Origin of the sequence: Paenibacillus xylanilyticus, from assembly GCF_009664365.1 — a bacterium.
Taxonomy (GTDB): domain Bacteria; phylum Bacillota; class Bacilli; order Paenibacillales; family Paenibacillaceae; genus Paenibacillus; species Paenibacillus xylanilyticus_A.
Genome location: NZ_CP044310.1, coordinates 5,306,425 through 5,319,407, shown reverse-complemented (window position 1 = coordinate 5,319,407; position 12,983 = coordinate 5,306,425). Strand labels below are relative to the sequence as shown.

The 12,983-nt window shown below is 50.8% G+C and carries 7 protein-coding genes; 3 read left to right on the top strand and 4 right to left on the bottom strand.

Going from position 1 to position 12,983, the window contains the following annotated elements; genetic code table 11:
* Positions 1-28 precede the first annotated feature (28 nt).
* Entirely contained in the window at positions 29-1,327 is a 1,299-nt protein-coding gene (locus F4V51_RS23670) for an aminotransferase class I/II-fold pyridoxal phosphate-dependent enzyme (protein WP_153979861.1), read from the bottom strand.
* A gap of 178 nt (positions 1,328-1,505) precedes the next feature.
* On the bottom strand, positions 1,506-2,123 hold the full coding sequence (locus F4V51_RS23665; RefSeq protein WP_153979860.1) for a pyridoxamine 5'-phosphate oxidase family protein: 618 nt from the start codon (positions 2,121-2,123) through the stop codon (positions 1,506-1,508).
* 213 nt (positions 2,124-2,336) lie between these two features.
* Here F4V51_RS23665 and F4V51_RS23660 point away from each other — a divergent pair, with 213 nt between their 5' ends.
* Together F4V51_RS23660 and F4V51_RS23655 are read left to right on the top strand one after the other, a co-directional pair.
* Positions 2,337-3,788 (top strand): MocR-like pyridoxine biosynthesis transcription factor PdxR, encoded by a 1,452-nt coding sequence (locus F4V51_RS23660; protein WP_153979859.1) that lies wholly within the window; start codon positions 2,337-2,339, stop codon positions 3,786-3,788.
* Between the two features lie 227 nt (positions 3,789-4,015).
* Positions 4,016-4,801 (top strand): helix-turn-helix domain-containing protein, encoded by a 786-nt coding sequence (locus F4V51_RS23655; RefSeq protein ID WP_095292024.1) that lies wholly within the window; start codon positions 4,016-4,018, stop codon positions 4,799-4,801.
* Between the two features lie 372 nt (positions 4,802-5,173).
* Here F4V51_RS23655 and asd read toward each other — a convergent pair whose 3' ends face one another.
* A complete protein-coding gene (asd, locus tag F4V51_RS23650; RefSeq protein ID WP_153979858.1) occupies positions 5,174-5,965 on the bottom strand; it encodes an archaetidylserine decarboxylase in 792 nt (263 codons plus the stop codon).
* Between the two features lie 85 nt (positions 5,966-6,050).
* A complete protein-coding gene (locus tag F4V51_RS23645; RefSeq protein WP_153979857.1) occupies positions 6,051-7,181 on the bottom strand; it encodes a YheC/YheD family endospore coat-associated protein in 1,131 nt (376 codons plus the stop codon).
* A 443-nt stretch (positions 7,182-7,624) separates the two neighbouring features.
* Here F4V51_RS23645 and F4V51_RS23640 point away from each other — a divergent pair, with 443 nt between their 5' ends.
* Positions 7,625-12,913 (top strand): WIAG-tail domain, encoded by a 5,289-nt coding sequence (locus F4V51_RS23640; RefSeq protein WP_153979856.1) that lies wholly within the window; start codon positions 7,625-7,627, stop codon positions 12,911-12,913.
* Positions 12,914-12,983: the final 70 nt, after the last annotated feature.

Below are 12,983 nucleotides of genomic sequence, written 5' to 3'. Positions count from 1 at the left end.
TTTTTACAAGAGCGAAGCCTGATCGGAATCAGTCTTGCTTCAGATCGGTGATGCCACGGTAGATGGTATCAAACAGATCTTCCAGTCCGGACTCTTCAATACAGGAGAAGGCGATGCGCAGATCAGCTTCACCCAGTGCAATGGTACCTACACCGTACTTGTGCAGCAAGTGGGAACGAAGTGTTTCTGCATCAACGTCTTTTAGCTTCAGACACATGAAGTAACCGGAGTTGAATGGATAGTAATCCCAGACCTCGCCGTATTTGCCGCTATCGAGAATGGCTTTCACCTTGTTCGCACGGCCTTTCATGATCTCAAACTTCTCCTGTTTCTGTGCTTCAAACTCCGGTGCTTTCAGTGCATCCAGGACAAATGTCTGTGATGGATGCGGACCACTGGAGATGGTTGCCCGGATAATGCCAAGTGTTTTTTGTTCCAGCGCATGCAGAACCGCAGCATTTTCATGTGCATAAGTGATGAAACCAACGCGGAAGCCCCATACGAACTCTTCCTTCGTTGCACCGTCCACTTTTACAGTGAGCACGCGTGGATGAATGTTTGCCAATTTGCCAAACAACGATTCGTGAATGGAATCCTCGAAGAACAGACCAAAGTAGGCATCGTCTGTCACGGCAATCACATCTACGCCTGCTTCCGCAGCCTGACGGATCGTGTCCACAATCGCATCGGCTTCTTGGCCGCCAGGTGTGTAGCCTGTTGGATTGTTCGGGAAGTTGAGCAGCACGATGGCTTTGCCTTTGCCCTTCTGTGCAAGCAGTGCTTCAAGCAGTCCCTGACTATTAAAGTTCAGTTGCTCATCGAACAGGGGATAATGAACCAGCTGGCCATGACGACGAATTCCGAAAGTCAGCTCGTAATTTTCCCAGTTTTTATCCGGATATATAACAGCGTCCCCTTCTTCAACGAAGAGATCGGCTACAATACTAAGTCCATGAGTCAATGCATTGGTAACAATAGGGTTGCCAAACGTTTTGCCTTCAAGTGAAGGGGTCTCCTTCAGCATCTTGTCTCTCCATACCGTCCGCAGTTCAGGCTTACCCGCAGGCGGAGCGTAAGGATAGAGGTCCTTCGGTTGGAATGCAGACAGCTTCTCCTGAATAACCGGAAGATGCATCGGCACACCGCCCTCCAGAGCAATACCAATCGTAGCATTATAGGTCTTGGCCAGGCTTGCTGCTTCAGCAGACTGACTCAGGATACCTTCTTTTGGGAAATAGATCTCTTTGCCGAGCTGCGACAGCATGGAGTAGACGTGACTGCTGCCTGCCTGAATACTTTCGTTCAACTGTTCAGCCAGTGGATTCATTCTTTTCATCCTTCCAAGTCTTTGGGATTCAACTGCCTAACATTATATCACCTTGACATCCCCCCGTCACGGAAATTACGCAATATGACAGTTATATCACTTCACCGCGTTGTTGCAGGAGGTCAAAAGGCGGAATTTAGGCACGTTGTTCCCTAGGGTGTGGCAGGAAAATATCGGTTTATTGCTGATGAAAAGGACAATATTTCCGCATCATTTCGGCTGTTTCGGCATCTCTTCCTTCATTGCGCTGTTCCAGCTGCCCGCTAATATGCTCGAATCGCTCGGTGGAAAGATTCTGACCAAATTTGAATTTGGCACTGAGGTGATCCGGTACAATCCGAACGACAGCAACCGCTTTGAGATTACCCTTATACCGGGAATCGGCAGCATCAATGGGAACATATCCACCCTGCGGCTGCAGCTTCTCCATGAAGCGCTGCAGCACTTTGCCCTTGATGTCCAGATTCTGAACAGGCTCTGCCTGCCCGGATGCCATGACACTTTTGAAAAAGGAGGTTGCGGGACAAGCGAGTTCGGGATCACTGAAATAGGAGGGGATCAGGGAAAACTCTTCAGCCACCGTAAAGCTGACCGAGGAATCATGCTTGATCTGTTTCATTTTCTCTCCGGCAAGACTGCCATGGAAATAAAAGCATCCGTCCATATATACGAAATTGAGCGGTGTTACCCGTGGTTGTCCATCCGGACTGACGGTTCCCAGAAATCCGAAGGAGCACTGATCCAGAAATGTTGTAATTTCTTTCTCTTCATCCACTGTAAATTCCTTACGTCTCATATGGTTTTCCCCCTTGGTTGTGATTCATCTGAACTTGAATGGCAATTGAAATGTTGCTCTAACGATAAAACATGCATTGACATAAAAATAGATCCAATTTACATTCATTTTTATAGGCCAATTATTGATTTGAAAGATGGAGAATACAATGAACTTGGAGTAAGAGGCACCGCCATATGGTTTGAAAATATGAAAGAGAGGGGAGCGAGAGTTATGGAACTATGGCTGCCCTTGGATTCCTATGAACACCAGCATCGTTATAAATACACGGCACTATATCATGCCTTGCGCGATGCTATTCATGCCGGAACACTCGTGGAGGGGGCACGTCTTCCTTCCACGCGAGAACTCGCGAGCCAATATGACATGTCGCGCGGCTCTGTGGCACAGGTCTATGACATGCTGCTCGCGGATGGTTACGTAGAGGCACATCGGGGCAGAGGTACGTTCGTTAAAGGTACATATAGGACAGAGACACAGGGGGAACAGGAAGCCGTCATTCAGCTTTCTCCATGGGGAGAACGCGTGAGCAGACTGGATACCCAAAAAAGAACGGAATCTGTCTCTGTGCCAGATCGGCATATCATTGATTTTCATGTCCATCGCATGCCGGCAGGCCACTTCCCCACATCGGAATGGAAAAGTGCACTCGCCGCCGTACACCGAAGCGATTGGCGGGAGCAAAGCGGTGCAGCAGGAGACCCTGAACTGCGTGAGGCCATCGCTTCACATCTGAGATGGACACGGGGGATTCAGGCGGATGCATCCCAGATTGTCCTGTTCAGTGGTTCGATGCAAGGCATTACATTGCTGGCACAGCTGCTGATCCCGGAAGGGGCGCAGGTCATATTGGAAAATCCGGGGTACCAGGGAATCGCGCATGCGGTGAACGCCTCTGGGGGCAGAGCTGTCCCGGCAGCTGTAGATTCACAGGGCATCATTCCTGAAGATTGGAACGCCCAGACGCTGTTCGTTACCCCAACCCGGCAGTTCCCGACTGGGGCGGTGTTAGGACTGGATAGACGAAAAACGCTGCTAGCCTGGGCCTCAAAGCGTAACGCCGTCATCATTGAAGATGACTACGACAGTGAATTTCGCTGGGGAGGCAGACCGATTGAACCGCTTAAAGTATTGGATCGCGAGCAGCGGGTGATCTATGTCGGATCATTCTCACAGACCATGATTGCTTCCTTCCGGCTGGGCTATGCGGTCCTGCCATCAAGCCTGGTGCAGCCACTCCTTGCAGCGAAAGCCCTGTATGAGCCGGTACCCCCTGCGTTATTGGAACAGCGAGCCTTGGCCAAATTCATGAGCAGAGGTGGATATCTGCGGCATTTGAGACGGTTAACCCGGTTATATGGGGAACGGCATGCTTTTTTTGTCCAGGAGATGGTACATCAGTTACCAGAGGCTTTCACCATGCAGCCAGGAGATGCAGGACTTCACATCTACGCGACCTGGAATGGCAGTCCGGACAGCTTTCTGAAATTCAAAACGATAGCAAAGGAAGAAGGTGTGTTATTTCGGGATGCCGAGCGTTATCAACTGATCCCTGGTCCTCCTGCTGTTTGTTTTGGCTTTGCGCACCTGGAGAAAGAGGAGATCACGGAAGGCATCAGAAGACTGCGCCTGGCTTGGGAGAAGAGTACATTTTCGTTTCGCTGAAATTCGCTGTATAATGGATGAAGACATTTCGCTCCGGAAGGAGCAGGAATCACATACAAGCACTTTGCATCAGATTCCAGGAAGTTCTACTGAGCTTAGGGACAGGCTGAACCGAAAGGATTTTGTTCTAATTCTAAGGCTTGTTAACCGTAAGCGATCTATACGCGATTGGAATTCAATGATGATGCAACATGCGGAGAGATTAACTTTCAAGGGGGAGTGGCGACATGCTGCAGGCATCGCCGTCATCTTTTGTTATTTTGCCCGCCGTCGCCAAAATTGTCTGCGAACCGGGATGGAAGTGGCAGAAGCGGGAAAAACCGATGCAGAACTATGACTTATTTTATGTATGGAGTGGGGAAGGGACCGTTGTGCTGAATGACCGGTCGTATGAGGTCGGCAAGGGCAGCTGTTTCCTGTTTAGACCAGGTGATCATCCTACTGCGACACATAATAAGCAAAAACCGCTGGTACTTACGTATATTCATTTTGATGTAGATATACCTGTGAATGATGTGCCCCAGTCTTATCGTGAGGTACAGGAAACCGTGGAATTCGAGCATTTGCTGGCCCGGTATGTAAGACTGTTCCTATCCGATGTATATGGGCGGGACGAGGAGAGTCGGCTTATATTGAAACAGCTGATGATTCATTTGCTGCGTGCGGATACGGAATCACCTGTGGAGAAAAGGGTCAGCAACCAATTGTCTGATGTCATTCAGGAAGTGGCAAACTATGTACGCCAGCATCCGGGGATTACCCATCGGGTAGAGGATCTGGCTGCACGTGCGGGCTTGTCGCCCAGATACTTCTCCATCAAATTCAAGGAACTAATCGGCTCTTCTGTTCAGTCGTATATCATTCGCATGCGCATTGAGCGAGCAGAACATTTGCTGGTGCATACGGGCATGAATGTAACCGAGGTCGCGGATGCCCTCGGGTATCGGGATATCTTTTTCTTCAGTCGTCAGTTCAAGCAATACACCGGCAAAAGTCCTTCCGAGATTCGTTAGGTACGCGCCGGAGATCAGGGTAACGTTTCAAGTCTGGAGGCCAGGGGTAAGTAAGTAGCATTCCAGACGAAACGAAAGGGGGAACTTGTGATGAACGGAAAACGGCGGATCCGCAACCGGGGATGCTCTATGAAGGGATGCACTATTTTCCGGAACCGTCTGCGTCGCTTCAAACCGGCGGAGGAACTGCAAAACGTGTGGTTTTGAAGAAAAGTCAGAGGGCCTGTACATACGGAGCGATGTTTCGTATTGAATGTATATATGGAATCTCCAGTGACTAACGTAGAACAATCATATTTCAATCCTAAAGAGGATGGCGCAAGCACCTGCAATCAGGTCTTGCGCCATCCTCTTTATTTGGATCTGGAGTATTCAGCGATTTGGCTTCAGGCGGCCAAGCAGTGTACCCATTTTGACGGAATCACCCGGCTGGAGACGGGGATCAGGTTCAAAGGTGCCGCTCTGCGTCAGCAGTACCACAGTGGAACCGAATTCAAAATAAGCCAGGTCATCCCCTTGTGCCCAAGTGCTTGCAGCCGTATCCGCGTACTGAATGCTGCTTACGTTCATGGCGCCGACTTTGACGACAGCGACTTCTCCATAAGCATGACCGATATACGTAATCAGACGTTCGTTTCGACTTAGCACCGACTTCATATGCGTCAGTCCAAAATCATTTACAGGGTAAACCTTCCCCTTGATATGCTCACTTTCGATTCTGTGCCCGCTAACGGGAGCATGAATCCGGTGATAGTCACGAGGGCTGAGGTACAGGACGAATGCATAACCGTGCTTGTACTTCTCCAGATGTGGTGAGTGGTTTAATAATTCAGCAAGTGTATAATTTTGTCCCTTAACATTCAGGAGTGTGCCTGCAGATACGGGCCCTGCTGCCGTGATTTTGGCATCGACGGGGCTGATGAGTGCATGTTCCGAAAGATCCAGCGGGCGCATGCCCGGCTTTAATTTGCGGGTGAAGAAATCATTCAGTGAACGATATTCCTTCCAGTCTTTCTCGGCTTCCTGAACAGGGATGTTGTAGGTCCGGACAAAATAAGGGATAAATGCCTTGCTTCCCCTGCTCTTGGAGAAGGCTCCCACGGTCCGGGAGATCCACTTGCGAGAAGAAAGCTCGGTCATTAACCGCAACAGCGTTTTTGCCATGAATATCCCCCTTAGGGTTAGTGCGAACTTCAAGGCCGGCAGGACCGGCCGTTCTGCATAATATTGACACAGAATGCCAGCGAAATCAATACGGGTACTTACGGTAGGTTTGCGGTTGACGCGGGATCTGCGAATTTTGCTCCATCAGCAGACGTCCATATGCCATGGGCTCACGGTAGCTGGCCTTCCAGTGTTCGGGCATTCCCGCCTTGAGAAAACCGTACCGCTGGTCCCGTCCATTACATTCAATGAAGTAAATCTGTCCGTTTCTGGCAATCCCCAGATCAAGGCCCAGGTCGGCCAGATGCGGCAGGCTGGAAGCCAGTGTGCGTGCAATTCGGAGCCCGACTGAACTGATCCGGGCTTCGAGCTCTGGAATGCTGATTCCCAGTTCTTCTTCATCCAATGCTTCTGCCAGGGTCATCACCTTGCCCCCTTGAGCAATATTGGTGACAAAGGTGTGGGTCGGTGCTGCCTTGGCGAACATGCCCGTGATGCCCCATAGACCGTCAATCCCCCGCTGTACAGATACACGCAGATCTACGGGTCTTCCTTCGTAACGAACCAGTGGAATCCGTTCTTCAATAAGATATGCATGGCGAAAAATGCGTCTTAAAGTGGCGGATGGCAGTTGTCCCCTGCTGAGCCGGAAGGTCGCCCATCCTTTGCGGGAAGCCCTGGTTTGGCACGTCAATTTCCAGTCCCCGTCTCGTTTATACAAACGCATGATACCGTGACCGATACTGCCGCTGCACGGTTTGATGATCAGGTCATTATAATGTTCCATCATATAAGCCAGAGACTCCGGCGTAGCTTTGGCGGCATAAGGGAGATGTTTCTTCAGTGCAGGATCCTGGTGCAGCATGTCATGAATATGATCCTTGCGATACCGATTCCGAACGTTAAATACCTGTATGCCCTGCAGCAGCAGCTTGGTCACCTCATGCTGATCTGCCCGGCGAAGCTGGAGAGCCCGATTATGGATAACGGGAGGCAGAGGCATTTTTTGACGAACGTAAACGCCATCCTTTTTGACATATGCCAGACAGGTCTTCGTCTCCGAATCCACATCTTCAAGCCGCAAAAAGCAAGGCATTAATCCATAACAGGCCGCTGCCTGCTCATAATTCGCGAGCGATTCCTGACCGGTCCTTCCGGCCGGTATCCCCCGGTACATGCGTGAATCGAACATGATGCCGATCGTTTCTGGGGGCATGACCGTTCCTCCTTCAATATTATCGCGACATGGATCGTCCATATATGGGATGCCGGTCTGTCAACGCATGATGGACATCACAATCACGCAGACCGGAATAATGATGCACCTTCATGCACCGGCGTGTTATTCATAGCTCCACACATCCAATTGAACCCAGGTAAGGGGTGAAATGAATAAAGCGCATTGCATTGTAAGCCGTTTTACGGATGTATACGGAAGGCTTATGAAGTATCGTATGACATTTTTCCAGCAGGGGCGTGGACAGCCGCCTTACATCCATAGCCGGGCACAGCCTATTTCACTATGGACAGGTTTATCTTTTGCAGTTAGGCCCCCTCATCCACCCAATCTTACCTTCAAAAGTCGTGATATGAAGTGGCAGATGCCCATATCAGCGCATATGATGCCGGAGATGAACGTTAGAGGAAGGAGCAAGCTGCATGAGTAAAAAAGGCAATAAGAAGGTTCCTACGCCGAAACTGCGGCATGTGAGCCCCAAATTCAAGGAACTGGAACTGACCGAACGCCGTGCAGGCACCATGAATTCAGGTCTAACCCAGAATAGGGAAGAGCGCTTGAATACCAATAAACCAGATTCGAGAGCAAATCAGGCACCCGGAGAAATCTTAGACGAATCAACAGAACTTCCTGCCTCTACGAACGAGCTGGAAGATCTGGTTATTGCAGCCGAAACGAATGATCCGGAACCGGCCGCATCGAATAGCGAGGATGTCCAGACGCAAGATAGCCCTGAAAAGCAGATTCAGGTAAGCAGTGTGGCTTCGCCTGCTCTGGAAGAGCAAAACATCATCCAGCAGGAGACCGCAGGTAGAGACCGGTTGGAGATTCTGAACCAGAACCAGATGCCGGGCCATACCGGACATTATATCTACACGGATGATTTGAGTGATTATGCGGTTACGGAGAGCAAGCTGGCTCCATTCTCTGTGGATGACTCCAAGCTGAAACCGGGTTCAGTCGGCAGTGAAGCATTGCAGGATTATGCGGTGACCAGCATTCACATTGCAGATGGGGCGATTGTCTCCGCCAAACTTGCTGAGGCTTCGGTATCCGAGGAACACCTGATTGATGGCTCGGTGTCCGGTCACAAAATACGCAATGCGTCGATTGCCGGCGAGAAAATCAAAGACGGCAGCATTACATCGCAGAAGCTCGGCAATCAGGTCATCGATTCAGCCAAAATTGCCGATGGTTCCATCGGCACAAGACATCTTAGCCGCATGCTGGTTACAGAAGATTTAATCAAGAATCACGCGGTAACTGGAGATAAGATCGCCATTAGCGGTGTGGATACCCGGCATCTCACGGGAGGTGCGGTGCATACATCCAAATTGGCTGACGATGCAGTAACCACTTCCAAAATTCGTGAAGGTGCTGTCACAGGCAGCAAGATCGAAGATAAATCCATCGAGTCTCACCATATCCAGGACGGAGCAGTGAAACAGTCCCACCTGGCGGAAGGAGCGGTCGGTCGTTCGCAATTATCGATTGGCAGCATTGGAAGTGATCAGATCGAGGATGGATCCATACAGACCAGACATTTGGCTGAGGGTTCACTCAGTGGAAAGCATTTGCTGGATGGTTCCATCGGTTCAAGCCAGATTCGTGCTCAGGCGGTAGGTAAGGAACAGCTGGGCAAAGGGGAAGTCGGAAGTGAACACCTGGCTGAGGGAGCCGTAACCAGCAGCAAACTGGCTGACCAATCGGTTGGAACGGCAAAATTGCTGGAGCAATCCATTACGGCTTCCAAGATCTCGGACCAAAGTGTCATTGCTTCCAAAATTGCGGATGAAGCGATACAGGGCAAACATCTTGCCAAAGGCTCCATTCGAGCGGAACATATCGTCAATCGGGGAATTACACCGGTACATGTGGATAATGCTGCGATTCATTCGATCCACATTGCAACTGGAAGCATTGAGGCACCTCACCTGTCTGCCGGAAGTGTGTCAGGAGAAGCGCTTGCAGATGGCGTGGTATCCGAGCGGCATCTGGCTGAGGCTGCGGTGGGTACGTATGAATTACAGGATGCTGCAGTGACAGAGGCGAAGCTTGCGGATGGAAGTGTGACATCCGAAAAACTGGGAACCGGATCGGTTAGCAGCAGGGCGCTCGCTCCGGGAAGTGTCGCATCCTCACATCTTGCAAGCGGTGGTGTTACGGGTACACATCTGGCTCCAGGAAGCGTGGGATCCGAGGCCCTGAGACCCTATGCCGTGAAATCGGAGCATCTGACGGAACACGCCGTAGGTGTCCCTCACCTTCAGCCGGGTAGTGTTGAAACGGAGGCCATTGCACGTGCGGCAGTTACAACAGACAAATTGGCTCCTGGCAGCATAACTTCGGCTCAGCTGGCTGGAGGGGCCATTTATCCGCCGCATCTGACAGATCATTCGGTCACCTCCCCCAAGCTCTCACCAGAGAGTGTTGCTACGGATAAACTGGCGGATTTTGCTGTCACATCAGCCAAACTGGCAGACGGCAGCGTGACTTCTTCCAAGATCATGGCAGAAAGCATTAATGCGAAGCATATCCCTGCCGGAACCATACGTGGTTATCATTTGAAGCAGCATGCTGTATCACTGGAACATTTATCGGAGGAAATACGTTCACCGGAGCTATTCGCCGATGGCAGTATCACAGGCAACAAACTGCGCCATGGGTCCGTAACTGCAGACCACTTAACAGCAAACTCGGTATCGGGGACAGAATTACAAGAGGGTGCCGTAAGCAGTAAGCATCTGCAGGCTTCCGTTGTGCAAACGGAACATCTGGCAGACGGCAGTGTGAAGTCGGACCATCTGGATCATCATGTCGTAAACTCACAGCATCTGAAGCCGGACATTATTCATGCCGAGCATATCGCTGAACAGGTCATTACCTCCCATCACCTGGCTCCGGGGGCTGTTGAAACAGATCATTTGGCACCTTTATCCATTACAGCGGCTCACCTTCAGCCCGGCTTGATCAGTGGGCTGCACCTTCAGGCAGAGTCGACAAGTGCGGTTCACCTGCAGCAGGGCGCAGTACATTCCCGCCATATTCAAGATGGTGAAATACTTCCGCATCACATCCATGAACGCAGCATCGGCACGGTTCACCTGGAGGAAGAAGCAGTAAGTACAATTATACTGCAGGATGGAGCAGTAACAGGCTCCAAGCTGGCAAGCGGCAGTGTGGATGGCAGCAAATTGGCCGCAGGAACGATTGAGGCTGCCCACATTGGAGACGAAAGTGTGCAGTCCCGTCATATCCAGGAGGGGGCCATTCTCGCACATCATATTCAAGAGGGCAGTATTGGCGAAGCTCATCTGGAAGAGGAGTCGGTAAGTGCGGTTCACTTGCAAGATGGGTCGGTAACGAGTGCGAAGCTGGCGGAAGGCAGCATCAGCGGCAGCAAATTGCTCGAAGGAACGATAACCGCAGCTCATATCGCAACGGAAAGTGTGCAATCAGAGCACATACAGGCAGATGCCATCCATGCCGATCATATTCAGGAGCGGAGCATTGGTACAGTTCATCTGGAAGAAGATGCCGTAAGTGCAATTCACCTGCAAAATGGATCTGTCACGAGTACCAAACTGGCCGACAACAGTGTGAGTGGAAGTAAGCTGCTCGAAGGTGCGGTATCCGGTATTCATATCGCCTCCGAAAGCGTGCAATCCCGTCATATCCAGGAAGGAGCCATCCTTGCTGACCATATCCAGGAGCGCAGCATTGGCACACCTCATCTGGAAGAGGAAGCGGTAAGTGCGATTCATTTGCAAAATGGATCTGTAATCAGCGCCAAACTGGCAGACGGCAGTGTAAACGGAAGCAAGCTGCTTGAGGGAGCCGTATCCGATATTCACATTGCAGATGATAGTGTGCAATCCCGGCATATCCAAGAAGGGGCAATCCATGCTGGCCATATTCAAGAGTGCAGCATCGGTACAACTCATCTGGAAGAGGAGTCGGTGAGTGCGATTCATTTGCAGAATGGATCTGTAACCAGTGCCAAACTGGCCGATGGCAGCGTGAGCGGCAGCAAGCTGCTGGATGGAACAATATCCGGAATTCACATTGCAGATGATAGTGTGCAATCCGGGCATATTGAGGCAGGTGCCATCCATGCAGATCACATCCAGGGGCGCAGCATCGGCACAAACCATCTGGAAGAGGAAGCGGTAAGTGCGGTTCACCTGCAAAATGGGTCCGTCACGAGTGCCAAACTGGCCGACGGCAGTGTGAGCAGCAGCAAAATACTTGAAGATACGGTAACGGGAGTTCATCTTGCATCGGATAGCGTACAATCCCGCCACATTCAGGAAGGGGCCATCCTGGCTTACCATATCCAGGAGAACAGCATCGGTACGATTCACTTGGAAGAGGAAGCGGTAAGTGCGGACCATCTGCAAGGTGGGTCGGTCACGAGTGCCAAACTGGCTGATGGCAGCGTAAGCAGCAGCAAATTGCTTGAAGATGCCGTATCCGATGTCCATATTGCGAATGGAAGTGTGCAATCCCGGCATATTCAGGAGAAAGCCATTCATGCCGACCATATTCAGGAACGCAGCATTGGAATCTCGCATCTGAAGACGGAATCGGTGAGTGCGATTCATCTGCATAATGGTTCCATCACAAGTGCGAAGCTTGCCGATGGCAGTGTAAATAGCAATAAATTGCTTGAAGGTGCAGTATCCGCTATCCACCTGACAGACAAAAGTGTGCAATCCCGGCATATTCAGGGTGGAGCCATTCTGGGTGACCACATTCAAGAACGCAGTATCCGCACAGCTCATTTGGAAGAGGAAGCGGTAAGTGCGGTTCACCTGCAAAATGGATCCGTCACGAGTGCCAAATTGGCTGACGGCAGCGTAAACGCCAGCAAACTGGCTGAACAAAGTATCACTTCCAATCACTTGAACGCGGGCATTGTAGGCCCGGCGCACTTGAGTGAAGAGATCTGGAATGCGATTCGACAGTTCAGTGGAGAAACGCTGGAGAAGCTGGCAGCGATCAAACGTCAGGAAGCGCTGCTTCAGGAAGAAGAGGAGGCTGTACAGCCATCACAGTCTGCCATCCTAACTGAACAGCCGAGTGCTGATCTGGGGGAAACTTCAGCGTTCCACACTCCGGGTCAGGAGCTGGGCCAACAAGTAACAGACCAACAAGTACAGTCCCAACAAGTACTGGACTCACAAGTACAGGAACAGCCATCACTAACCAATAATGTAGGAGAAACATTGGCGGAGGGTCCCTTGACGACAGTGGATGCAGTTCAGCCAGAGGTACTGCAGCCAGAACCTGAACTTCCGCAGGAGATCGATAAAATTACGGAGTTTGAGCTGAGTGAGCAGGCGGTTAAACAGGAGCATCTGAGTGAAGGTGCTGTTGGAAGCAGCCAGCTGCAGCATGGGGCAGTTGGGCCTGAACACCTGTCATTCCAGCCGGTTCGCAGTGTCAGTCGTCAGCCGGTCGTTCAGCAGTTCGGCATGGAAGCTTTTATCCTGCCTGAAGATGAAGAATGTGTTGAGGTAACGGTAGCATTCGAGCAATCATTCGCATCAGAACATTATGTAATTGTAGGAATGAGTAATGATCGCGGATTCCAAGTATCATTGCTGTCCCAGAGTGAGGATGAAGCGGTATTGGAAGTGTTCCGTACACCTGGATGCAAGCACACCTATGGTTTGTTGTCCTGGATTGCAGCGGGTCCTGCAAATTAAAAAGATACGTCAAGTCATGAAGTTCATGCACAAAAGCGGTTCCTGGAATTGTCCGGGACACCGCTTTTGT

What these genes read in the sequence shown, in the direction of transcription:
- F4V51_RS23670 (WP_153979861.1), bottom strand. Translation starts at nt 1,327, where the DNA reads ATGAATCCACTGGCTGAACAGTTGAACGAAAGTATTCAGGCAGGCAGC.
- F4V51_RS23665 (WP_153979860.1), bottom strand. Translation starts at nt 2,123, where the DNA reads ATGAGACGTAAGGAATTTACAGTGGATGAAGAGAAAGAAATTACAACA.
- F4V51_RS23660 (WP_153979859.1), top strand. Translation starts at nt 2,337, where the DNA reads ATGGAACTATGGCTGCCCTTGGATTCCTATGAACACCAGCATCGTTAT.
- F4V51_RS23655 (WP_095292024.1), top strand. Translation starts at nt 4,016, where the DNA reads ATGCTGCAGGCATCGCCGTCATCTTTTGTTATTTTGCCCGCCGTCGCC.
- asd (WP_153979858.1), bottom strand. Translation starts at nt 5,965, where the DNA reads ATGGCAAAAACGCTGTTGCGGTTAATGACCGAGCTTTCTTCTCGCAAG.
- F4V51_RS23645 (WP_153979857.1), bottom strand. Translation starts at nt 7,181, where the DNA reads ATGCCCCCAGAAACGATCGGCATCATGTTCGATTCACGCATGTACCGG.
- F4V51_RS23640 (WP_153979856.1), top strand. Translation starts at nt 7,625, where the DNA reads ATGAGTAAAAAAGGCAATAAGAAGGTTCCTACGCCGAAACTGCGGCAT.